Source organism: Mojavia sp. (assembly GCF_059505145.1).
Genome location: NZ_JCACKA010000036.1, coordinates 61,791 through 84,118 on the forward strand (window position 1 = coordinate 61,791; position 22,328 = coordinate 84,118).

General features: G+C 40.9%; 21 protein-coding genes. 15 read left to right on the forward strand and 6 right to left on the reverse strand.

The window, feature by feature from the left end:
- Nucleotides 1–41: 41 nt before the first annotated feature.
- Together AC5JL8_RS06585 and AC5JL8_RS06590 are read left to right on the forward strand one after the other, a co-directional pair.
- Entirely contained in the window at nt 42–335 is a 294-nt protein-coding gene (locus AC5JL8_RS06585) for a helix-turn-helix domain-containing protein (protein WP_495878981.1), read from the forward strand.
- Nucleotides 336–386: 51 nt separating this feature from the next.
- Nucleotides 387–770, forward strand: coding sequence for a hypothetical protein (locus AC5JL8_RS06590; protein ID WP_495878982.1), 384 nt, complete (start codon nt 387–389; stop codon nt 768–770).
- Nucleotides 771–958: 188 nt separating this feature from the next.
- Here the strand turns inward: AC5JL8_RS06590 and AC5JL8_RS06595 are convergent, their stop codons facing one another.
- From AC5JL8_RS06595 to cas6, 5 genes are all read right to left on the reverse strand, one after another.
- A complete protein-coding gene (locus tag AC5JL8_RS06595; RefSeq protein WP_495878983.1) occupies nt 959–1,117 on the reverse strand; it encodes a hypothetical protein in 159 nt (52 codons plus the stop codon).
- A gap of 276 nt (nt 1,118–1,393) precedes the next feature.
- Nucleotides 1,394–2,032 carry a type I-MYXAN CRISPR-associated protein Cas5/Cmx5/DevS gene (gene cas5 / locus AC5JL8_RS06600; RefSeq protein WP_495878984.1) on the reverse strand — a complete coding sequence of 213 codons (639 nt, stop codon included), beginning with the start codon at nt 2,030–2,032 and terminating at the stop codon, nt 1,394–1,396.
- A complete protein-coding gene (locus AC5JL8_RS06605; RefSeq protein WP_495878985.1) occupies nt 2,029–2,997 on the reverse strand; it encodes a CRISPR-associated protein in 969 nt (322 codons plus the stop codon). Before AC5JL8_RS06605 ends, cas5 begins: the two co-directional genes overlap by 4 nt.
- On the reverse strand, nt 2,975–4,552 hold the full coding sequence (cas8a1, locus tag AC5JL8_RS06610; RefSeq protein ID WP_495878986.1) for a type I-MYXAN CRISPR-associated Cas8a1/Cmx1: 1,578 nt from the start codon (nt 4,550–4,552) through the stop codon (nt 2,975–2,977). Before cas8a1 ends, AC5JL8_RS06605 begins: the two co-directional genes overlap by 23 nt.
- Nucleotides 4,553–4,554: 2 nt before the next feature.
- Complete coding sequence (cas6, locus tag AC5JL8_RS06615; RefSeq protein WP_495878987.1) at nt 4,555–5,217, reverse strand: type I-MYXAN CRISPR-associated protein Cas6/Cmx6; 663 nt, start codon at nt 5,215–5,217, stop codon at nt 4,555–4,557.
- 665 nt (nt 5,218–5,882) lie between these two features.
- Between cas6 and AC5JL8_RS06620 the strand changes: the two genes are divergently transcribed.
- The 12 genes from AC5JL8_RS06620 (at nt 5,883) to AC5JL8_RS06675 (ending at nt 21,573) form a co-directional block, all read left to right on the forward strand.
- The gene (locus AC5JL8_RS06620) at nt 5,883–9,881 is read left to right on the forward strand and encodes a PAS domain S-box protein (RefSeq protein ID WP_495878988.1); all 3,999 of its coding nucleotides are present in this window, start codon (nt 5,883–5,885) and stop codon (nt 9,879–9,881) included.
- Between the two features lie 216 nt (nt 9,882–10,097).
- Complete coding sequence (locus tag AC5JL8_RS06625; RefSeq protein WP_495878989.1) at nt 10,098–10,529, forward strand: response regulator; 432 nt, start codon at nt 10,098–10,100, stop codon at nt 10,527–10,529.
- A 56-nt stretch (nt 10,530–10,585) separates the two neighbouring features.
- Nucleotides 10,586–11,038 carry a response regulator gene (locus AC5JL8_RS06630; protein ID WP_495878990.1) on the forward strand — a complete coding sequence of 151 codons (453 nt, stop codon included), beginning with the start codon at nt 10,586–10,588 and terminating at the stop codon, nt 11,036–11,038.
- Between the two features lie 360 nt (nt 11,039–11,398).
- On the forward strand, nt 11,399–12,265 hold the full coding sequence (locus AC5JL8_RS06635) for a PFE-CTERM domain-containing protein (protein ID WP_495878991.1): 867 nt from the start codon (nt 11,399–11,401) through the stop codon (nt 12,263–12,265).
- Entirely contained in the window at nt 12,262–13,122 is an 861-nt protein-coding gene (gene crtA, locus AC5JL8_RS06640) for a cyanoexosortase A (protein WP_495878992.1), read from the forward strand. The genes AC5JL8_RS06635 and crtA overlap by 4 nt, the downstream gene beginning before the upstream one ends.
- Nucleotides 13,123–13,220: 98 nt before the next feature.
- Nucleotides 13,221–13,910: an HpsJ-like protein, cyanoexosortase A-associated gene (gene hpsJ-A / locus AC5JL8_RS06645; RefSeq protein WP_495878993.1), complete on the forward strand. Its 690-nt coding sequence runs from the start codon at nt 13,221–13,223 to the stop codon at nt 13,908–13,910.
- 98 nt (nt 13,911–14,008) lie between these two features.
- On the forward strand, nt 14,009–14,416 hold the full coding sequence (locus AC5JL8_RS06650) for a VOC family protein (protein ID WP_495878994.1): 408 nt from the start codon (nt 14,009–14,011) through the stop codon (nt 14,414–14,416).
- A gap of 24 nt (nt 14,417–14,440) precedes the next feature.
- On the forward strand, nt 14,441–15,322 hold the full coding sequence (ylqF, locus tag AC5JL8_RS06655; RefSeq protein ID WP_495878995.1) for a ribosome biogenesis GTPase YlqF: 882 nt from the start codon (nt 14,441–14,443) through the stop codon (nt 15,320–15,322).
- Between the two features lie 536 nt (nt 15,323–15,858).
- The gene (locus AC5JL8_RS06660) at nt 15,859–17,475 is read left to right on the forward strand and encodes an adenylate/guanylate cyclase domain-containing protein (protein WP_495878996.1); all 1,617 of its coding nucleotides are present in this window, start codon (nt 15,859–15,861) and stop codon (nt 17,473–17,475) included.
- A 252-nt stretch (nt 17,476–17,727) separates the two neighbouring features.
- Nucleotides 17,728–19,095: an NAD-dependent succinate-semialdehyde dehydrogenase gene (locus tag AC5JL8_RS06665; protein WP_495878997.1), complete on the forward strand. Its 1,368-nt coding sequence runs from the start codon at nt 17,728–17,730 to the stop codon at nt 19,093–19,095.
- A gap of 201 nt (nt 19,096–19,296) precedes the next feature.
- A complete protein-coding gene (locus AC5JL8_RS06670) occupies nt 19,297–20,940 on the forward strand; it encodes an acetolactate synthase large subunit (protein ID WP_495878998.1) in 1,644 nt (547 codons plus the stop codon).
- Between the two features lie 360 nt (nt 20,941–21,300).
- A complete protein-coding gene (locus AC5JL8_RS06675; protein WP_495878999.1) occupies nt 21,301–21,573 on the forward strand; it encodes a hypothetical protein in 273 nt (90 codons plus the stop codon).
- 1 nt (nt 21,574) lies between these two features.
- Here AC5JL8_RS06675 and AC5JL8_RS06680 read toward each other — a convergent pair whose 3' ends face one another.
- Nucleotides 21,575–21,886 carry a TRADD-N-associated membrane domain-containing protein gene (locus AC5JL8_RS06680; protein WP_495879000.1) on the reverse strand — a complete coding sequence of 104 codons (312 nt, stop codon included), beginning with the start codon at nt 21,884–21,886 and terminating at the stop codon, nt 21,575–21,577.
- Nucleotides 21,887–22,075: 189 nt separating this feature from the next.
- Between AC5JL8_RS06680 and AC5JL8_RS06685 the strand changes: the two genes are divergently transcribed.
- Nucleotides 22,076–22,282 carry a winged helix-turn-helix transcriptional regulator gene (locus tag AC5JL8_RS06685; protein WP_495879001.1) on the forward strand — a complete coding sequence of 69 codons (207 nt, stop codon included), beginning with the start codon at nt 22,076–22,078 and terminating at the stop codon, nt 22,280–22,282.
- The last annotated feature ends 46 nt before the right edge of the window (nt 22,283–22,328 follow it).

Here is a 22,328-nt window from a genome sequence, read left to right on the forward strand (position 1 = left end):
AGCCCAAAATTCTACTATTTGTTTACTGGTGTAGCTATTATATGAGCGATAAGGGTAAAAAAGAAACAAAAATGTATATTTATATTACAGATGTTGTATTCGTTGCTTGGAATAAAGACAGAGGAGAGCTTTTAAAGCGATTGCGTGGGAAAAAATCGCGGCAGAAACTAGCTGATGAAATTGCAGCCAAGGGAGGTGAATGCTCCCATCAAAACATTAAAAAACTAGAGTATGGTGAGTCTGAAAGTGTTTCTATAAAAGTATTAGAGGCTATTTGTGCTGCATTGAATATTTCTCTGAGCGACTTCCTTAGCGTTGTAGAAGTGACTCATTAAAGTTTTGGATATCTTCTTGCTTTTTAGCTACTAAAGTTACTAATATATCTTATGAAATCAAAAAGGCGATCGCCCTCCGGCAAGAGAAATGCGATCGCCTTTTGTTCAACCCCGTTAATGAGGTCACTCATGATGATTGTACAAGATGACTTTAGCAACTCAGCCTTGGCTGAATCAGAGTTTGAGGAATATATTGACCACCTGGCCGACCCAGTAGCACCAGAAATTGAAATTGACTCAGTAGCAGATGACTTGGGTGAACTGTATCGAGTCTGGAATGGTTCTCAACTACTTGGCACTTTCTACCAAAATCTGGAAAGTAAATGGATAGCACAACCCTGTAATAGCGATGACAGGCAATGCTGTGACACTCCTTTGGCAGCGCAAATAATCATCATCGCTGTTAATGGCTTACTTGTAGCCGACGTAGCATAACACACAAAGCATTTATCCCATCGACTTGGAGAGGTGATTCAATCACCTCTCTTTTTTGTATGCTTTGTCAAGTTCACTTTCTAGAAATGCACTGGCTCTTTGAGAACAGTTTTCTCGCAAAGCAGCAACTCTGACAACCTTCCAGCGCATAATTTCTTCTCTACATTCATCAAGCTGCTTGATTCGCCCTAGTTTGAGCAACGCCTAACGGCATCAAGCCACGAATCACAAATTTGTCTACCCCGTTCGTACCATTCTTCTCTATTTTGAGCAACGCCTAACGGCATCAAGCCACGAATCACCTGCAAAAAAGGAATTTGTGCTTGTTGAGACCCGTACTTGAGCAACGCCTAACGGCATCAAGCCACGAATCACAGCAAAGCTGAAAATCCTTAACTGAGGAAGGCTCATTTACAATCTTACAAGTACCTTCCAGATCAAGAAACCAAAAACTCAAAACCTACCAAAGTTTCCCTTATTTTCAGCCCCTCAAACCCAGTGCTGATCAACTTTTCCAAAAATAGCAAGCACCTTTTTCCTTGCCTCAATTCCCATATCCCTTACCGTGTAAACCTTGCCGCCATTCTTTTACCCTGAATTCCCTTTCCAATAAGAGATACTTGTCAAATTGGAGATTGAATCATCGTCCACGCCAAATCAGGAGGAGGTGAGCTTGACATTTCCTCAATCCGATACCTCAAAAATCGGGTATTTCTTGACCCCACATGGTCAACCCAATAGGGTAAGGTTAACCTACCTCGATTATCCCTAATTACCCACTGTCTCACCCCCCCAAGATAATCTTGGGAGACAAGTTTGATTGATTTAATCAACTGATCACTTTCTCCTAAAAATAAACAACCAAATCGTCTTACTAGCTCAGGATGGTCAAACGCTAACTGTATCCTCTCCCTTAAACTTGGTTGTATTTTCTCCCCCTCAGAACGAACCCAAATCAAACACTTGAGATTAGACAAAATTTCTTGATAACCGGGAATAACATTCTCTGGATGGCTAAAATCAGCATTTTTAAACCGTCTCATTTGACGCAAAATTCGCGACTTTTTGGGGCTAGATAACATTGCGATCGCCAATTCTACCCCACAGTGGCGATAAACATCCGTTTCCCCTACCAAAGACAACAACATCCCATACACTGTTGCTGGAGATGGGACAGGATAGGTTTTTCCCATTTCTCTTGCATGGGACTCCCGAAAAGTCGCAAAGGGAACATCCAAATAGAGAATTAATGGTGCAATCATTTTGATTCTTCTAAGCCCAAATCTCTTTTAATGACTGTTTTCAAGTCTTCAATCAGTTCATTTCGATTACGATAAATATGCGCCTTATTAAAAGTGGAATTCTCAAAATTATCCAATTCCTGTAACTCTTTGACCATTGTTCCCCCAATCCACAATTGGCTAGGGTCAATCTGTCCGCATTCCACTTCATCGATAAATTCTTTTGTAAATTTTGCTTCCTTACTCTTAGGCTCACAATATTCAAAGCAATAGGAAATGTATGAAGCAAAATTATTTGTCCATTGCAATACCAAACTATCGGGACAGAAAGGATAGTTAAAAATATTGCTACTCCCTCCTACCTTGGGTAATTCCATAATCCCATCTATCAGAGGTAAAATCCGCGAATAGTTTTTGAGATGAGTGGCATTAATTCCAAAATAATATTGATATCGAGTTGCGTGATATTCTGTAATATGGAGCGATGTACTATCCTTTTCCCTGCCACTTTTCGCCCCTAACTTGACTGCACCATCATAAGGCGTTAGCGAAACAGCCATATTCATCGCTAAAGCACCAATTCGCTGATTAGGAGTGCTGGTTTTTTTTTGTTTCTTTTTTCTCTTTGTTGTTGAAGTCTCCTCCTCTGTCTCCGCAGACTCTAATAAAGCAAACCCAAAAATATCATCATCATAAAATTGTTCTGGATCAAAATCTTCACTTGTTAACCGATTAATATGTTCATCTTCATCCCAAACTCGATTAACTAAATAACCTTGCTTTTGAAGATAAAAGCGTAACGCCCAACGAATCGCGCTAGAACCTACAAAAGAATGAATTTTACCATTCCAATAGCCTTTTTGTAGAATAGTTTTATTTCCTCGTCTGATGTCATGATTTAAGGAGGCTAACCCATAACGAGTGAGGACTGTTCCGTAAAGATAATAATTGGGGATATTATTGTCATTCTTCTTCTGACTCATCATTCACTTCTTCTGGTTTTTGATTGTTTGTAGATAAACTATCATCCCCACTGGTGGATTTATCTTTGGGTTTATAACTGGCGATCGCTAACAATGACCAAATTCTTAGTTCTTGCCAAGGTGATTTTTTGATTAGTAGTGAAATTTCTTCTTGATGCTGATTAAAATACTTATTTAATCCCCCTCTTACTAAAAAGTCAGATAAATATTCCTTAAACGACAATTCATCATAACAATAGTTTAGCTCCGCCCTTAATCGTTCAACCTTCTTCTTAATGGGAGGGTCTTTCCCTTCCTCAGCTTTAGCATACATTTTAGCAAAATTGCCTTTCATCGCTTGCTGAAATACCTTGATAAAAATAAGATACTGCTTGTCTTCTTCGCTATTCTCTGCCATTCTTATGAATCCTTCCCGATTGGGAAATATTTGGTTAAATAAGTATTCTTTTGAATCCTCTATCACCAATTTTTCCCAAAAATTAGACCACCAATGAATTCCCGTCACTAAATTATCAGCAATCAGCGAGCGAATTGGATTTACGTTAATAAAAATTTGCTTAGGTTTAATCTTCTGATAATTTGCTTGAAAATATTTTTGAACCTGTTGATAAGTGATTAAAGTATTTTTATCAATTTCAATTTCTTGTATACTCATCAATGTTCTTTGACGAGAAGCTTGATTCATTTTTTCATATAACCAAACTTGACAAGCTTGATAGTAGTCGCCTTCAAGCTGAATATCGTCTAAGCTGTAATAAAGTAATCCTGCTTCACCAAGGCTACTAACATGAAGCTGTTTTGTTTCTAATTGCTGTAATCGCCATCTTCTTTGAGAAGCGTCTTCAAAATCCTTGATTTCTGGAATCACCACCAGGTAGCGATGGGGTTTCTTTCCCTTCAAGTCTTCTGATGGGATATGAAGTAAGCAATAATGACAAACTACTGGTACAAATAATAATGCTAAGGCGTATTCAGGTTTCTCTTCTAGTTTTGTAGTATTCTGCGTCCTAGCATGGCGAACAATTCCCCCTAAATACAACCAACTGGTTATTTGAACATAATCATGTCTGAGTTGTTGGGTATCTACTTCGTATAACTTCTCTGCAAAGGTTTGATGTGCGTACCAAGTTAGGGATTTGTATTGATACTCGACTTTTTTTTCTTCAAACTTTAGTTCAGTGTTAACTATCTCTCCCGCTTGATAAAACTGGTTATGACGCAGAAAAACAGCACACATTCCCTCATGAATATGAATTTTCTGACTTAAATCTATTGCATCATTGTCTAATCCTGTTAAATGAATTAAACCTGTATCATCTAATTGAAAAGACCCTTTAATTAACCAAGATAGGGCGACAAAAACACTTCCTTGCCAGAATAATTCAATAGTATCAGCAGTCAAAGACCATGATATATGTCCTCCGCGTTGACGAGATGAGGGATATTGCTTTTCTAATCGCTTTAAAGTCATGTATAGTCCCGTCATTCCCACGCGGTGCATTATTGTCGTATCCGCAGCATTGAGAGATAGGGAGATTTTGGGTTGGGTAGCAACCATGATCAGGTTTCCTCTTCTTCCTTGCTGCGAGTCGCTGGGACAAATATTCCACACATCATTTTTCGTTTCCCGCCAATTCCCTGTTCTTGCAACGTTAAGGAATCTTCTGGGTTGAGTGAGCTAATTTTTATGCCAAATCCTCTAACTTTAAACTGTTTCCCTTTTTGATTGATGGTTAATTGTCTTTTTTGAGGTGTTCCATCTTGTCGGGTAAGAAGTTCAATTTTTCCTTGTATTCCTTTATTATCCAGTTGCCGTTGCACAGCTTCAATAAAGTTAGTCGAGTCTTGAAAACCTGTAATTATGACTAATCTGGAATAGACACTTTCTGAAGAAATTAACGGTTTGTAGTCGGGAATATCTAGTTGATAAGAATTTTGACCTATGTGAAAAGCTTGACCTGCTAAATAAAGATAAATTAAAGGAATTTGTTGATGATGAATCCGAATTTTGAGGCGAGATTGAGCAGTAAGTTCAAGCAAATTATTTCTTGTCGGTATTCCAGCAATCGGATGAATACCAATAGACTCTAGTTCGTGAAGGATAGGACAAATCCTGCACAATGCGCTATAGATAACATAACCATTATCAAGAGGAATCGGTGCGCCTCTGAGCTTAAACGTTAAGTCTACATATTCCTCACTTTGAATTAATATGGCTGCCATAGATGGAAATTTCGAGAAAAATTTAAAGATGGCAGAGTTTGTTTAATACATCAACATTCTCTTGTGCAAAATTGCTCTCATTGTCATCGCCAACTAATTTGGTTAGACTAGCAATCCAGTTTAGGCTATTGTTCGCAATGTTCTCAATGGTTAGGAGGATATTATACTACTCCAGTAGTTACTCACAACAGTTCGATAGCCGAAAGTCTCTATCCCATACCAGCATGAACCGCTTCTGCTCCCTTCTAAAAAAATCCGGCGCTTTCCTGCTTTCTATGCTTAATTGGACTCACGGCAAGCTTATCCTTCCAACTGGGACTTGCGGCAAATTTATGGTTCCAAACTGGCAATTGCATCCAAAATTAGCTGACGCAAGAATGAGGGTTATAGTGACATTGACGGCAAAGTTATGGTTCCAGTAGCGGCAAAGTTATGGGTAAAGTCACAAAATTTTGTGGCAACTTATGCTTGTTGTCACAAAATCGCAGTTTATGCTTGTAAGTCTCGGTAGTGTGCATGATGCTAAATCGCATGGCTGTACTCTAAATGTGCTGTTTTCAATCATTTGGAGCAAGCGAATAACCATAATGACAGGCATTATGGAAAAAGGTTGAATTTAATGGCTTATTGGCTGTTATTCAGTTCTATAAATAACTCTCAGTATCATGACTATTGCTCAGTCCGATCGCCGTCTCCTGACTGCGCTAAAAGCAACTTCCCAGGTTTGCAGCTTTGGCGTTGTCTTTATCGGCTGCGTTGTGCTGCTTGGTTGGGTGTTTGACATCGATGTTTTAAAGGGTATCTTGCCTCAGTGGGTGACGATGAAACCCAATACAGCAGCGGGCTTTGTGCTGTCGGGTTTGGCGTTGTATTTTTTACAATCAACCAGAAAAATTAAACGGCAGTTGGCTAAGGGTTGTGCCTTAGTTGTTGCTATTATGGGTCTGCTGACTCTGAGTGAGTATTTGTTCGGCTGGAACCTGGGGATAGATCAACTGCTGTTTCCAGAAGAACCAGGAGCCATTGCGACCTCTAGCCCAGGTCGGATGTCACCCGTATCAGCATTCAACTTTACCCTGCTTGGTACTGCTTTGTCGCTCCTGACTAGCAGGATTGTCCGTTATCGGCTGGTTCAATTGGCAGCACTCAGCACAGCTTTAATAAGTCTCCAGATTTTAATCGGCTATACTTATGGAGCCAAACCGATATTAGGTCTAGCATCGTATACGTATGGTGCTTTCCATACTGCGATCGCATTTGTGATGCTCTCGGTTGGGATATTGTTTGCAGCTCCCGATCAAGGGTGGATGAGCCTATTTGCCAGCAATACGGCTGGTGGAATCACAGCGCGGGTGCTGTTACCCGCGGCGGTTGCTGTCCCCTTCACGCTGGGATGGCTGCGGTTGCTGGGAGAAAGAATTGGCTGGTTTGATGCTTTCTTTGGACTTTCCCTCCATGTGACGGGTAACGTGCTTGCCTTTATGGGGTTAACTTGGTACTGTGCAAAAGGGCTGTATCGATTAGATATCAAGCGTCAACAAGCAGAGTCAGCATTAAGAGATGCCTATGCTGAACTAGAAATGAGGGTAGAGCAACGCACGGCTGAACTATCTCAAGCAAATCAAATTCTAGAACAAGAAATTGCCGAGCGAATGCGGACAGAAGCGGCTTTGCAACAATCCCTGAAGGATCTGGCAGATATTAAGTTTGCGTTGGATGAATCCTCAATCGTAGCAATTACAGATGCTAAAGGAATTATTACTTATATTAATGACAAATTCTGTGAGCTTTCTGGGTACTCCAGAGAAGAATTAATTGGGCAAACCCATCGTATTATCAATTCTGGCTATCACCCAAAGACGTTTTTTCAGCAGATGTGGGCAACCATTGCTAGGGGGCAAGTTTGGCAAGGAGAGATTAAAAACCGCGCCAAGGATGGTACATACTACTGGGTGGCAACCACTATCGTGCCGTTTTCGGATGACACGGGCAAGCCATATCAATATATTGCCATTCGCTTTGATATCACCAACCGCAAGCAGGCGGAAGAAGCTTTACGTCAGAGCGAAGAACGCTTTCGTAAGGCTATCCTTGATGCTCCCCTGCCCATAATCCTGCACACTGAAGATGGGGAAGTACTGCAAATTAACCATGCCTGGACAGAGATTACAGGTTACAGCATCGAAGATATTCCCACAATTGCAGCCTGGACAGAAAGAGCCTATAGCGATCGCCAAGAACAAGTGCTAGCTGCGATCTCCAGCGTCTTCCCCCTAGAATCCCGAACTTCTATGGGAGAATATTCCATCACTACCTATACTAGTGAAACCCGGATTTGGGATTTCTATGCTGCCCCTGTCGGTCAGTTGTCGGATGGCAGGAGGCTGGTGATTGTAACAGCGATCGATGTGACCAAACGCAAGCAAACCGAACAAGAGCGCAATCAGTTCTTTACCCTTTCCCTTGATATGCTGTGCATTGCTGGGGTCGATGGCTACTTCAAGCAGCTTAACCCGGCTTGGGAGAGAGTTCTAGGCTACAGCCAAGCAGAACTTTTGGCTGAACCGTATATTAACTTTGTGCATCCTGAAGACCAGGAAAAGACAATTGTAGAAGCTGAAAACGTGGTACTGGGTAATTCTACATTCGTCTTTGAAAATCGTTACCGTTGTAAAGATGGGTCATACAAGTGGTTTTCTTGGTCATCAGTTTTAACTCCTGAAAACGGCTTAGTATATGCCGTGACGCGAGATGTGACGGCTCAAAAGCAAGCAGAACAGCAGCTAGCGCAACAAGCAGCGATATTGCAAAGGCAAGCTGACCTCCTTGAGTTGACATACGAAGCGATCATCGTTCGGGATGAGCAAGGAGCCATTACTTACTGGAACCGAGGCGCAGAAACAATGTATGGCTGGACGCGAGAAGAAGCAATTGGTCATATAACTCATACCTTCTTGCACACCCAGTTGCCTGAGCCAGGGGTTTGCCTTGATGAAATTCTTCTACAGCAAGAACGCTGGCAGGGCGAATTAACCCATACTCGTAAAGACGGCCAGCAAATTATCGTTGAGAGTCGTCAGGTGTTGATTCGAGATGAGCAGAGAAGCCCAACAGGATTCTTAGAAGTGAATCGAGATATTACCGAACGCAAGCAAATTGAACAAGAGCAGCAAATGTTGGTATCCATTGTAAAAAATAGCTCTGATTTCATCGGTATGGCAAATCTCGACGGTCAAATAATTTATATCAATCCGGCAGGTCGAGCGATGATTGGGCTGTCACCCACTGCACCGATAAACCACCTGCGGGTGTCAGATATTCATCCGCCTGAATACCAAGAATTCATCCTGAATGATGTTCTGCCCACAATTCTCAAGCAGGGGCATTGGGAGGGAGAAAACCTCTTGCAACACATTTCCTCGCAAGAAGTGATCCCAATACTTCAGATTACATTTATGAACCGCGATCGCCAAACAGGAAAACCCCTGAATCTGGCAACCATTTCCCGTGATATTCGAGAACGCAAACGAGCCGAAGAAGAATTGAGAGCCAGCGAAGAGCGATTTCGAGCTACTTTTAATCAGGCAGCCGTCGGCATTGCCCATGTTGCTCTCGATGGACGGTGGCTGCGAGTCAACCAAAAACTCTGCGACATTTTAGGGTATTCCTACGAAGAATTACTCCAAAAAACGTTTCAAGATATTACTCATCCTGATGATTTAGAAATTGATTTAGCCTATGTCCAGCAGATATTGGCAGGTGAAATTCAGACTTTCTCAATGGAGAAACGCTATATTCGTAAAGACGGCTCTCTCGTTTGGGCTTACTTAACTGTGGCGCTGGTGCGGCAAAGCGGAGGAACACCAGACTACTTTATTAGTGTTATTAAAGATATTAGCGATCGCAAAGCCGCAGAGATGGCAGTCAGGCATCTCAATGAAACCCTAGAGCAACGGGTACAGGAACGGACAGCCCAACTTGCAGAAGTCAACCAGGAGTTAAAACGCTTTGCCTATACAGTCTCCCATGACCTGCGATCGCCCCTACGTGGCATCAGAGGCTTAATTGAGGCACTGGTGGAAGACTACGGCGATCGCTTAGATGACCTGGGACAGGAATATGCTCGACACATTGCCGATTCTGCTCAACGCATGGATCAGCTAATTCAAGACTTACTCGCCTATAGCCGACTTAGCCAAACCGAGATTCAGTTGCAGGCAGTTGATTTGACAATTGTAATGCAGGAAGTCTTGGTTCAGTTAGAACCTGAACGGCAAGCCAAGCAGGCCGAAATTACCGTGGCTTTTCCCCTACCTCAGGTTATTGGTCAGCGCACCATTCTGACTCAAGTACTGCTCAACTTATTGACAAATGCGCTCAAGTATGTAAATCCTGATGTTAAGCCCCAGGTACGTGTCTGGGCAGAAAAACGCGAAGATTGGATTCGTTTATGGATTGCCGACAACGGTATTGGTATTGAACTTGAATTTCAAGAACGGATTTTTGGCGTATTTGAACGGCTTCATGCCGCAGATACTTATTCGGGAACGGGAGTAGGGCTAGCGATCGTTCAAAAGGGCATCGAACGCTTGGGAGGACGCGTCGGGGTCGAATCTAGTTTAGGGCAGGGAAGCCAGTTTTGGATAGAACTGCCACAAGGCTGATACCAATTCTCCAAGATAAGACTACAGATAGATACTTGGAAATCCAGATTCAACTTAACTTCTTTAATTACGAATTGGTATGAGATACATTTGTAACTACTTTAAAGTTCAATCTGAGGCAAAAGTGTTTTACTTTTAACTTCGATATCCTAAATACGAATTTAAAAAGACGAGCATCGCTTGACAGTATCGTTTAGAAAGAAACAATTACAAACTATGAGTAATACTCAGCAGAATTATATTCTGCTAGTAGACGATGAACCAGGTAATGTATTACTAATTAGGCGGGCAATGAGTAAGGTTGAACGCAACATTCAAATCCAAGCGGTTGAAGATGGCGAACAGGCAGTCAACTATCTCAAAAAAACCGTAGATGATGCCTATCTCAATAACTATCCCCTCCCTAATTTAATAGTTACAGATATCAAAATGCCTCGTATGAACGGCATGGAACTACTTGCTTGGATCAAACAACAACCAAACTTTGTTAACCTGCCTGTGATTGTCCTCAGTAGTTCTGGCGAGATGGAAGATATTAATCAAGCAACTGAGTTAGGGGCAAGTTCCTATATTGTTAGACCTGGATCTTTTAGTGAACTAGTTGAAATCATGAAGCAACTTGCTACATATTTAAACTCAGTTCAATGAACGCTAAACAGTCCTCACTAAATTTTGAACATAGGCTTAACTAAAGGTTATTAGAAATGGCAGAAGTTGATTCCAAAACTGTCTTATATGTTGAGGACGATGCTGCCTACGTCTTATTGGTTAGACGCGCCCTGCAAAAATCTAAGTTAGACAAATTGCCTAATTTGCGAGTTGTAGGGACAACAGAAGATGCTGTACGTTATCTGTTGGGGCAGACTCCTTATGAAGACACAGTTGCTAATCCGCTACCAAACTTGCTGTTGACAGACTTAAGGCTACCTGGAAAGTCAGGGCTGCAACTTTTGCGATGGGTGCGCGAACAAGTTGAATTTCAGCAACTTCCGGTTGTAATGTTGACTGGCTCTGCTTTAGACGAAGATATCAAGATGGCTTACGAGTTAGGCGTTAATTTTTGCTTAGTCAAGCCAGTCGAAGTTGATATGTTAGTCAGCATTATCCTAGCACTCAGCGTTTATTGGATTCCAGCACCAACCAAGCCCACTATCTGATTTGCTTGATACACCACACTCCCAATCACAAGATATATTTTTGCTGATAGAAGTAGCTGATAGCACAGTTAATTATGCAGAATCTCCAGTTATTCAGAACAAGTAATAAGGGTACAAGATTATTGTACCCTTACAATTTTAAGTGTTTACACTGGTTAAAAATTGCTGTTATGTTTAGTTTTTAACAAATTTTATACGATTATCTCCAGATTACACAAAATTGTAATTTCATGGTATACAATGATGCGTTATAAATTACACAGCCTTTTATGGAGCCTCGCTTAAAAGCCTGATACGCCCAAATACCCAGTAATAATCCTAACCTTATATTTAATTACCTCTACGGTATATAAATTCATCATGAGAAACAAAATAGCTGGTATTATCGTTGGGTTGACCTTGCTGATGACAGCCAACCGCAGCATGGCTGGAGTAATCACTCTTTATGATGGATCATCAGGTGTCACGCCAGATCAATATAATTCGCCAGAGCTAAATAATTCGCCAGCGCTAACTTTTGGATCTCCTAATGGTGGCACACAAAGCGCCAGCGGAGGTATAACGAATTTGAACACCACTTTCAATAACGGTATATATGCTGGCTATAGTAATTACAATGTCGCCAACCCCCCAACCTCTCCTAGTTCTGTCATTACCCCTACCACCCTAGTCAATCCATTATTTCCCGCACTTGATCGAAATGCTGGTTACAACCTTTCTTTTAGAGTAAGAATTAACTCACAAGCTAACGATGGTACTAATGGGAATTATCGTGCTGGCTTCAGCGTTATAGTTCTTGGTAGTGACAAGCAAGGAATCGAAATAGGTTTTAGAAATGATGATATTTTTTCTCAGGCTAGTTCCTCTTTTAATTCTATTGGCGAACAAGTAACTGGTGTTTCCAGCTTGTTATCAAACCTAACTACCTATAATTTAAATGTCTCTGGAAATTCCTACACTTTAAGTAGCGGTGCTACTAATCTTTTTAGCGGTTTGTTACGAGATTACACAACAGCTAGCGGATTTGGAAGTGATGTTTATAGAACTTCTAACTTTGTTTTCTTGGGAGATAATACTACATCTGCACGAGCTAATATCGATCTCCAATCTGTCGGTTTGATAACTAACACTGCTGCTGTACCTTACGAATTTTCGCCAACCACTGGAATATTGGCATTAGTTGTTGTGGGTGCTGTAAATCATTGTTCAAAAAAGAAAAATTCATGAAAGCATCAGGCTTGGATATTGTAAAAAAACTAAATAAATCTAACTTTTGGCTATCTGCGATCGCTATTGATTTACTATTAATTCAAATTTATTTAACTTGGAAATTTATTGGCAGTTCAGATACTCTAAGCATCAAAGTTCTATTTTGGGCAGCTATACTAAATTTGATTTGGAAAAAACGATATACTCTTAACCTAGAAAGTGATATTGTTTCTAGTGTATTTGGTTTTTTACTAATTAGTTTTGTTTTGGTTAAAAGTTCATCATTATTTTGGTTCGAGACTTATTTTGTTAAAATTTATGCTTTATTTTCTTGTTTTGGCTTGGCTTTGATGGCATCTGGCATTAAGGGATTAAAGCAATACACTAAAGAATTTATAATTTTGCTCTTATTAATATCTGAAGGTTTGCTAATATCACTAATTTCATCCAAAGTTGATTTCAGTCTATTAGCTGCTAAGTTTTCTAGTTTCGTGCTTTGGTATTTAGGCTTTGCAGTTTCTCGGCAAGGCGTTAATGTAATTCTTCCTACAGGAGCTATTGAGATATATCCTGCGTGTTCAGGCTTAAATGCTATATTACTACTTTTACAATTAGCATTAATTTTTATATTAGTGTTTCCTATTAATACATTTCAGAAAATTTTCTTGCCCATTATTGCAGTATTTCTAGCATTTATAATTAACGTGTTTCGACTTGTATTGATAACACTGCTAGTAGCAGCCTCCAACCATGAGGGTTTTGAATACTGGCACGGACAGCCTGGAACACAAATATTTTCTACTATTTCTATTTTCGCTTTCGGGTTTGTCTGTCATCTGATACTACAAAAAAATCAACAAGTATGTCGCAATTAACTAAACTGAAAAAGGAGATATAACTTCGACAATAAATCCGATTAACATTGCTTGCTGTAACTTGTGTTGGGTTTGTTTTACTCTAGGTTGAGCTTTTTATGGATCAATTAGAAAAAGATTTTTGGCCTGCTATTTTTAAGCTACGTTTTGTTGGTTATATATTATTAGTATTAGCTTTTATTGATGTTATTAATATTTTAATTCCATTTTACTTTACCAATCCTGTTTGGGAATTTCAAATGATAGGGGCACTTGTAGAACATGCACCTTTACCTTTAATAGGTTTGATATTTGTAGTATTTGGAGAAAGAGATTATCGTAATAAAGTAGAAATTTATTTATTAAGTCTTGTATCATGGGGTTCTCTCTTGGCTGGGGTTTTATTCTTATTACTACTGCCTTTAGGGATTAATAATACTTGGCGGATTGATAATCAAAATTATCTCCAAATTAAAAATAATTCTTCACAAAAAATTACCCAAATACGACAGATTAAAGACATTCTGGGAAAAGCTACTACTGACCAAGATATAAATCAAATTTTTAAATCGTTAAATCAACAAAAGAATGCGCCAGAGGTAAAAAATCCTCAAGAGGTGAAAAATCAACTGTTATCACAAATCGGAAAATTAGAAAAAAACATCAATGATGAAGCTCAAGCAGCACAAAACAATACCCACAAAAAACTCATCAGAAATTCTGTTAAATGGAATTTAGGCGCTTTAATTTGTTCATTTGCGTTTATTTGGATTTGGCATGTTACAGACTGGGCACGTATACCCTGGTGAAAATCTAACATTGCTCACTGGTATACTGTATCCTTTTATAAGGAATAGGATGGTAAATAAACAATATTTGCGCCAGTTGCTTGAATTCAGAGGCTCATATGAAATATCAACAGCCCCAACCACAAGCAGAACTGTTTCATTGCAATGATGCACTCGTAACGATCGCAACAGTTAATTTTGAGGTTTTGGTAAATTTCTATAGTCAATTATTAGAGCAGAATCCAACCTCGGTAATTCCTAATATTTATGCAGAGTTTCAGATATCTGGACTACGAATAGGTATCTTTAAACCCAAAAAAATACACGAGTCTGAATTTGAAACGAGTGCCAAAAGTAAGCTAAGTTTGTGTTTAGAGGTCTGTAGCTTAGAAAGTGCGATCGCCCACCTTACCAATTTAGGCTATTCTCCACCCGGAGAGATTTCCATTGCTTCTCACGGGAGAGAAATTTATGCCTATGACCCCGATGGCAATCGTCTAATTCTGCATCAAGCCACTAAACAATGAACAGTTACGAGTAATTAATAACAAATGTCTATAACACAAAACTATAAGTTAAATGTAATTCAATGGTATCCAGGTCACATTGCCAAGGCTGAAAAGAACCTAAAAGAACAGCTCAAGCGGGTAGATGTGGTATTGGAGGTAAGAGACGCCCGGATTCCCTTAGCGACACACCATCCCCAAATAGAAGAGTGGGTAGGCAATAAGACGCGGGTGTTGGTACTGAATCGCTTAGATATGATTTCTTCGCAAGTGCGATCGCTGTGGGTAGACTGGTTTAAACGCCAAGGAGAAACAGCTTATTTTACTAATGCTCAACATGGTCAAGGTGTCGCCGCAGTCTTGAAAGCAGCACAAGCAGCTGGGGTAGAACTCAATCAAAGAAGACGCGATCGCGGGATGTTACCCCGTCCAGTCCGTGCAGTAGTGATTGGTTTTCCCAATGTCGGTAAATCAGCTTTGATTAACCGTTTGTTAGGAAAGCGGGTGGTAGAAAGTGCTGCCCGTCCTGGAGTAACTCGTGCTTTGCGTTGGGTACGAATTTCTGAGCAATTAGAATTGTTAGATGCTCCTGGTGTGATTCCCCTCAGGCTGGAAGATCAAGAAGCAGCATTAAAATTAGCTATCTGTGATGATATTGGCGAAGCATCTTACGATAATCAGTTAGTAGCAGCAGAGTTAGTAAATTTGCTCAATTATCTCCAAGATGTAGCTACTAATTTGTTGCCAGATAAGCCATTAGCATCACGCTATGAATTAGATTCTTCACCCCACACAGGAGAAGTTTACTTGCACGCTTTGGCAGAACATCGCTACAAAGGTGATGTAGAAAGAGCCGCAAGGCAACTTTTAACAGATTATCGTAAGGGCTTTTTAGGTACGATACCTTTAGAGTTGCCACCAAACTGAATTGGTTCGCCAAAATGCTCTATTTTACAACAGCATTCCCCCTGTACTGAAGTGCAAGGCTAAAAGCGTAAGTCCACTTAAGTGGACTAAAATCCCATAATTATTAATTTGTAATTGGTAATTCCTAATTCCCTACAGTGGATTGAAAGTTAACGTGAATTCGATGGCTGGAGAAAACCCCGCTTCCATTCCTCTCTCCTACAAGGTGAGAGGCTTTAAAACCTCGATTTTTCATTGATATTTCGGAAGATTTAAGCCCCTCTCCGCCTTGGAGAGGGGTTGGGGTGAGGTTCATCGAATTCACGTAAAGTTAGTAATGTATCAAGGTTAAAGTGAAACCGTATAATCACCTTAACCTTGCGATCGCACTATCATCAATAATCTCTGATTATAATTAATCTGTAATATTTACTACATCAAGTTGTCGTAAAGTTCTTAGCGGTGTCATAAATAAAAGGCAAAGGGTTGACTTTTAGTTTATTCCTAACCTCAGATATGCTTGAACCCTTAGATTCCAGGACAAATATTTCATACTCATGACTGAACTCAAACTACTTCTAAAAGAGGGAGATACCGAAACAACAGTTTTGGTGGATCAAGATGTATTCACTATCGGCCGTTTACCAGAATGTAATTTATACTTACCTTTTGGGGGAGTCTCCCGTAACCATGCCCAGATTGTGAAAGTAGCTCATGGTGTATGGACTATTAAGGATCTGGGGAGTAAAAATGGGACACAAGTAAATGACCGTCTGATTACCTGTCCTCAAGAGTTACATCATGATGATATTGTTTGGTTAGGGAATGTGAGTCTGGTAGTGTTGCTCACAACTTCTATTGCCCAGTCAATGACTAATCAGGCAGATGACTGGGACGCTGCTGAACAAAGAACAATTTTTCGCAACGTCAAACAACTGCAACAGCAATGGATACAAGCTGATAGCAAAGATGGCGACATCAGCAATAAGGACATCACCATTGCCCGGCTTAAAGACTTGGTAGATATCGCTAAAAATCTCTGTGCGGCAACTTCCATTGAAGATATTTTTTTTCAGGTGCAAGAAGTCGTTTTTCGTTACCTCGATAGCATTGATCGTTTGGCATTATTAATTGATGTCACTGGTGGTGGTAACTTGGAGTTAATGAATTCTGCCACCAGAAACAGTTCTCAGCAACAACATCTAGCAGCTGATGGCAGTTGGATTAGTCGTAGTATCTGTCAAAAAGTTTTTGAGGAAAAAGTCGTTATTCAATCAGCTGATACCCATAAAGATGAACGGTTTTCCGCAGAACACAGCATTTTAGTCAAAGGTATTCGCAGCGTCATGGCAGTGCCTTTATGGGATGAAAATAAAGTTGTAGGTGTTCTCTACGCGGATGCTCATCTTTCTTCTTACCATTGGGCCAATGAAGGCGAGGAAGAACTTAGCTTTTTTTCGGCTTTAGCAAATCTTGTCGCTTCTAGTGTGCAACGCTGGTTATTAGTAGATAAACTCAAAAACGAAGAGGTGATTCGTCACAGACTAGAACGCTATCACTCTCCAGCTGTAGTGCAGCAGTTAATATCTGTAAATCGGTTGCCAGATGGACGTTTACTTCCCGCAGAAACTGAAATTAGCGTTTTATTTGCAGATTTAGTTGGCTTTACGGCAATTTCTGAACGAGTTACACCAACTGCGATCGCCCAATTACTCAATAATTTATTTGAAGAGATGCTACAAGAAGTGTTTGCCTATGGCGGCACTTTAGATAAATATATTGGTGATTGTATTATGGCGTTCTTTGGCGCTCCAGAACCGCAACCAGATCACGCCGACCGCGCTACTGCTGCTGCCAAGGGTATGCTAACTCGTCTTGAGCGTCTTAATATGAATGGTTTTTGGCAAGAACCCTTACAATTACGCATTGCGATTAATAGCGGTAAGGCGGTTGTCGGAGATGTTGGTAGCTCCCAAAGGGTAGAATATACAGCTTTAGGCGCTAGTATTAATCTTGCGGCTCGCATGGAAGGAATCTGCCCTCCTGGTGAATGTGTAATTAGTGAAGTTACTTATAGAATGCTTTCACAACCTGTAGACTTCCAAGAAATGGGAAGTTATAGTTTCAAAGGTATTAATCGATTAGTTAAGGTTTATCAGACAAAGATGCATTAAAAAATTCCAAATTCAAAATTATCAAATTGGTAATTATTAATTACCAATAATTTTTATGGTTGCTTATTTGTATTTTACAGGCATAAATACTGAGCAAAAATGTATATTTTATTTCAATTTTAGTTGCGAAAATTTAATATTGATCCCCCAATTCTTGGCTGAGAGTCTAAAATCTAGATGGTAGCTTCCGCAATAGATATGTGTAACACTGGAATGCTACCTCAAGCTATTTTTTGAACGGGAGGTCAGGCAATGGCTATCGCCACCATTAATCCCGCAACTGGGGAGACGCTCAAAACTTTTGAGCCGCTGAATGATACAGAAATCGCCACTAAACTCGATTTGGCAGGTCAGGCTTTTGAGCAGTACCGCAAAACTAGTTTTACTGAGCGATCGCACGCTCTGCAAAAAGCCGCGGAAATTTTAGAGCAAGAAAAAGCAGAATTTGCTAAAGTGATGACTCTGGAAATGGGTAAGCCTTTAAAGGCTGCGATCGCTGAAGTAGAAAAATGCGCTCTTGTCTGCCGTTACTACGCCGAACACGCCGCCGACTTTCTTGCTGATGTTTCTGTGGAAACCGATGCTAGTAAAAGTTTTGTGCGCTACCAGCCATTAGGTGTAATTCTTGCAGTCATGCCGTGGAATTTTCCCTTTTGGCAAGTGTTCCGTTTTGCAGCGCCGGCACTAATGGCAGGGAATGTTGGTTTACTTAAACACGCTTCCAATGTGCCCCAATGTGCCTTAGCTATTGAAGATATTTTTCGACGGGCAGGTTTTGGGCAAGGTGTATTTCAAACTTTGTTGATCGGTGCTGCCAAAGTTGCTGATTTAATGGCTGATGATCGGATCAAAGCCGCTACCTTAACAGGAAGTGAACCAGCAGGCGCATCTTTAGCTGTTGCAGCTGGCAAACAAATAAAAAAAACCGTCCTGGAATTAGGAGGAAGCGATCCGTTCATTGTGTTAGAAAGTGCTGATATAGAGGCAGCAGTTGTCACAGCTACTACAGCAAGAATGTTGAATAACGGGCAATCTTGTATAGCAGCGAAACGCTTCATTGTGGCAGAAGCGATCGCTGATAAATTTGAAAAGCTGTTATTAGACAAATTCTTGGCATTAAAAGTTGGCGATCCCATGCAACCAGACACCGACTTAGGCCCATTGGCGACCCCGGATATTCTCCAGGATTTAGACCAACAAGTGCAAGCTGCTGTAGCAAGTGGTGGCAGAATTCTCACGGGTGGACATCCGTTATCAGATCGTCCTGGTAATTTCTATACAGCGACGATAGTTACAGATATTCCCCAAAATAGTCCAATTGCCCAAGAAGAATTCTTTGGCCCAGTGGCCTTATTATTCCGCGTCCCGGATATCGATGCAGCTATTCAACTAGCGAATAACATACCCTTTGGCTTGGGTGCAAGTGCTTGGACAAAAAATGACCAAGAACGCGATCGCCTAATTGAAGAAATCGAAGCCGGTTCGGTCTTTATCAACGGTATGGTAAAATCCGATCCCCGCTTGCCCTTCGGTGGTATCAAGCGTTCTGGGTATGGCAGAGAATTGAGTATCCAAGGTATACATGAGTTTGTCAATGTTAAAACTGTGTGGGTTAAATAATTAGGGATTGGGGATCGGGTATAGGGTACTGGGGATCGGGTATTGGGTACTGGGTACTGGGGATTGGTGATTGGGTATTAGGAAAGATTTTTCTTAATCCCTAATCCCTAGTCCCTAATCCCTAGTCCCCAGTCCCTAGTCCCCAATCCCTAGTCCTCAGCCCCCAGTTCCTAGTCCCTAGCCCCTATTGAGGAAATCAAAATGAATACGGCAGATTTGTTGGTACAGTGTTTAGAAAATGAAGGAGTAGAATATGTTTTTGGACTTCCAGGTGAAGAAAACCTACACGTTTTAGAAGCCCTAAAACATTCTTCTATTAAATTTATTACTACTCGTCACGAACAAGGCGCGGCATTTATGGCCGATGTCTATGGACGCCTGACCGGAAAAGCAGGTGTTTGTCTTTCTACTCTTGGCCCTGGAGCAACAAATTTAATGACTGGGGTAGCAGATGCTAACCTCGATGGTGCGCCTTTAGTTGCTATTACCGGGCAAGTGGGAACAGATAGAATGCACATCGAATCCCATCAATATTTGGATTTGGTGGCAATGTTTGCACCTGTAACTAAGTGGAATAAACAAATTGTCCGCCCAAGTATTACACCAGAAGTTGTCCGCAAAGGATTTAAGCTAGCACAAACCGAAAAACCAGGTGCAGTTCACATCGATTTGCCAGAAAATATTGCCGCTATGCCAGTAGAAGGCAAACCCTTGCATAAGGATAATATTCAAAAAACTTATGCAGCTTTTGCTAGCATTCGGGCAGCAGCAGCAGCAATTTCTCAGGCAGTTAATCCGTTAATCTTAGTAGGAAATGGGGCTATTCGTGCCCAAGCTAGTGATGCGGTAACGCAATTTACTACTCAGATGAATATTCCCGTTGCCAATACTTTTATGGGCAAGGGCGTTATTCCTTATACTCATCACTTAGCTTTGTGGTCAGTAGGCTTACAGCAACGAGATTTTATTACTTGTGGTTTTGATAACACAGATTTAGTAATTGCTATTGGCTATGATTTAATCGAGTTTTCTCCAAAAAAATGGAATCCAGAAGGCAAGATTCCAATTGTTCATATTGCAGCTCTTTCGGCTGAAGTTGATAGTAGTTACATTCCCAGCGTTGAAGTCGTAGGAGATATTTCTGATTCCCTATTTGAAATCCTCAAGTTGGCAGATAGACAGGGCAAATCAAATCCCTACGCTATCAGCTTACGGACGAATATTCGTGAAGATTACGAATACCATGCCCATGATGATGGGTTTCCTATTAAGCCGCAAAAGATAATTTATGATTTACGCCAGGTAATGGGCCCTGATGATATTGTCATTTCTGATGTCGGCGCACATAAAATGTGGCTGGCTCGACATTATCATTGTCATAGCCCCAATACTTGCATTATTTCCAATGGCTTTGCGGCGATGGGTATTGCTATTCCTGGCGCTTTAGCAGCAAAACTCGTTCATCCTAACCGCAAAGTAGTGGCTGCAACTGGTGATGGTGGTTTTATGATGAATTGCCAGGAATTAGAAACTGCTTTGCGTGTCGGTACTCCCTTTGTCACCTTGATTTTTAATGATGGTGGCTACGGTTTAATTGAGTGGAAGCAAGAAAATCATTTTGGCCCAGGAAACTCATCTTTTGTTCATTTTAGTAATCCCGATTTCGTTAAATTAGCCGAAAGCATGGGTTTAAAAGGTTACCGTGTTGAATCTGCTACTGATTTAATTCCTGTCCTCAAAGAAGCCTTAGCTCAAGATGTACCCGCGGTGATTGATTGTCCTGTAGACTACCGCGAAAATCGCCGCTTTACACGTAAAGCCGGTGAGTTAAATTGTGCGGTGTAAAGAAGTTTAAGTGATGAGTCGGTAGTTAACTATAGCTCCTTAAATTTCATCAACGAGTCCAGAACTTACGCACTCAGATCCCCCAACCCCCTTAGAAAGGGGCAGCCCTGCGCCCTTGCGGGTTAAGCGACTCCCTCAGTGGCGTGGCTTTAGACGTTCCCCCCTTAAAAAGGGGGGCTAGGGGGGATCGGGGTTTCAGGCTTGAGTGCGTAAGTCCTAGAGTCCTAAATACTCATTAACGAGGTTCTAATACTCGTAGACGCAATTCTAATATTCGTCTACGAGTTTTATTTATTCATCCACGAGTCTTTTATACTCGTGAGCGAGTCTTTTATACTCGTGAGCGAGCCTTTTATACTCGTGAGCGAGTCTTTTATACTCGTCAATGAGTCTTTGATACTCGTGAGCGAGTCTTTTATACTCGTCAATGAGTCTTTGATACTCGTCAACGAGTCTTTGATACTCGTCAATGAGTCTTTGATACTCGTCAACGAGTCTTTGATACTCGTCAATGAGTCTTTGATACTCGTCAACGAGTCTTTTATACTCGTGAATGAGTCTTTGATACTCGTCAACGAGTCTTTTATACTCGCGGACGAGTCTTTTATACTCGTGAGCGAAATAGCATCCTAAATCAAGACTCTGCTTCTAATGCCCGTGCAGCTTTATCTAGCCTATCATTGCTATCTTTTGCCAGTTTTAGCCATGAAGCTGTAACACTAGCATAAATTCCACCTCCTGCGGCTGTGATAGTTCCAGCGGAAATGTTGCCAGAAAACAGTAGCATAATACCAGCGAAACCTGCGATCGCACTAATCGTTGTCATTGCAAAAGCAAGGTTAAATGCTGCACTAGCTTGGCGGAGTCTTTCCTGATAAATGCTGTGGCGTTCCTGGTAATTTAGATTCACAGAGATGTTTGTTTCATCTTGGTTTTGGTTATGCATATTGCTTGCCCTTCCAATGAACTCTACAATCTATTAAAATCGGGCACTAGGTGAGAACATAGCTGAGTGATAGCTGAGTTTTAGTGGATTTGTTAGGTGATTTGTCGTCTTGGTAGAGTTTAGTGTATTAGGCTGTTGTAGTTACTACCCTACAATTAACTTTGAATTGGTATTAATAAATGAGGCGTGATGGCGCGATCGCTTCGGGTAGCCCCAGAGTATATTAAAAAAGTTAAGTCAGCACTTTTGCGTAATGGCTATCCCAGCCAGCAGTCATTAGCTGATGCAGTAGGGATTTCTCTATCCACCGTTAAAAACTGTACCGTTATGATGATCCTTTTGAAGCTGCTGTGCCTTTGGAAGATTGGGAATTTAATAATTAATAATTTAATTTGACATTTTTGCGTTGGGAAGGAGATTGCTAGCCTACGGGAAGGCTTCG

Bases quoted from the DNA above. Each gene is read 5' to 3' on its own strand.
- AC5JL8_RS06585 (WP_495878981.1), top strand. From the start codon at position 42: ATGAGCGATAAGGGTAAAAAAGAAACAAAAATGTATATTTATATTACA.
- cas5 (WP_495878984.1), bottom strand. From the start codon at position 2,032: ATGATTGCACCATTAATTCTCTATTTGGATGTTCCCTTTGCGACTTTT.
- crtA (WP_495878992.1), top strand. From the start codon at position 12,262: ATGAAAGCATCAGGCTTGGATATTGTAAAAAAACTAAATAAATCTAAC.
- AC5JL8_RS06590 (WP_495878982.1), top strand. From the start codon at position 387: ATGAAATCAAAAAGGCGATCGCCCTCCGGCAAGAGAAATGCGATCGCC.
- AC5JL8_RS06660 (WP_495878996.1), top strand. From the start codon at position 15,859: ATGACTGAACTCAAACTACTTCTAAAAGAGGGAGATACCGAAACAACA.
- AC5JL8_RS06685 (WP_495879001.1), top strand. From the start codon at position 22,076: ATGGCGCGATCGCTTCGGGTAGCCCCAGAGTATATTAAAAAAGTTAAG.
- AC5JL8_RS06625 (WP_495878989.1), top strand. From the start codon at position 10,098: ATGAGTAATACTCAGCAGAATTATATTCTGCTAGTAGACGATGAACCA.
- hpsJ-A (WP_495878993.1), top strand. From the start codon at position 13,221: ATGGATCAATTAGAAAAAGATTTTTGGCCTGCTATTTTTAAGCTACGT.
- cas6 (WP_495878987.1), bottom strand. From the start codon at position 5,217: ATGGCAGCCATATTAATTCAAAGTGAGGAATATGTAGACTTAACGTTT.
- AC5JL8_RS06620 (WP_495878988.1), top strand. From the start codon at position 5,883: ATGACTATTGCTCAGTCCGATCGCCGTCTCCTGACTGCGCTAAAAGCA.
- AC5JL8_RS06630 (WP_495878990.1), top strand. From the start codon at position 10,586: ATGGCAGAAGTTGATTCCAAAACTGTCTTATATGTTGAGGACGATGCT.
- AC5JL8_RS06670 (WP_495878998.1), top strand. From the start codon at position 19,297: ATGAATACGGCAGATTTGTTGGTACAGTGTTTAGAAAATGAAGGAGTA.
- AC5JL8_RS06605 (WP_495878985.1), bottom strand. From the start codon at position 2,997: ATGATGAGTCAGAAGAAGAATGACAATAATATCCCCAATTATTATCTT.
- AC5JL8_RS06665 (WP_495878997.1), top strand. From the start codon at position 17,728: ATGGCTATCGCCACCATTAATCCCGCAACTGGGGAGACGCTCAAAACT.
- cas8a1 (WP_495878986.1), bottom strand. From the start codon at position 4,552: ATGGTTGCTACCCAACCCAAAATCTCCCTATCTCTCAATGCTGCGGAT.
- ylqF (WP_495878995.1), top strand. From the start codon at position 14,441: ATGTCTATAACACAAAACTATAAGTTAAATGTAATTCAATGGTATCCA.
- AC5JL8_RS06680 (WP_495879000.1), bottom strand. From the start codon at position 21,886: ATGCATAACCAAAACCAAGATGAAACAAACATCTCTGTGAATCTAAAT.
- AC5JL8_RS06650 (WP_495878994.1), top strand. From the start codon at position 14,009: ATGAAATATCAACAGCCCCAACCACAAGCAGAACTGTTTCATTGCAAT.
- AC5JL8_RS06635 (WP_495878991.1), top strand. From the start codon at position 11,399: ATGAGAAACAAAATAGCTGGTATTATCGTTGGGTTGACCTTGCTGATG.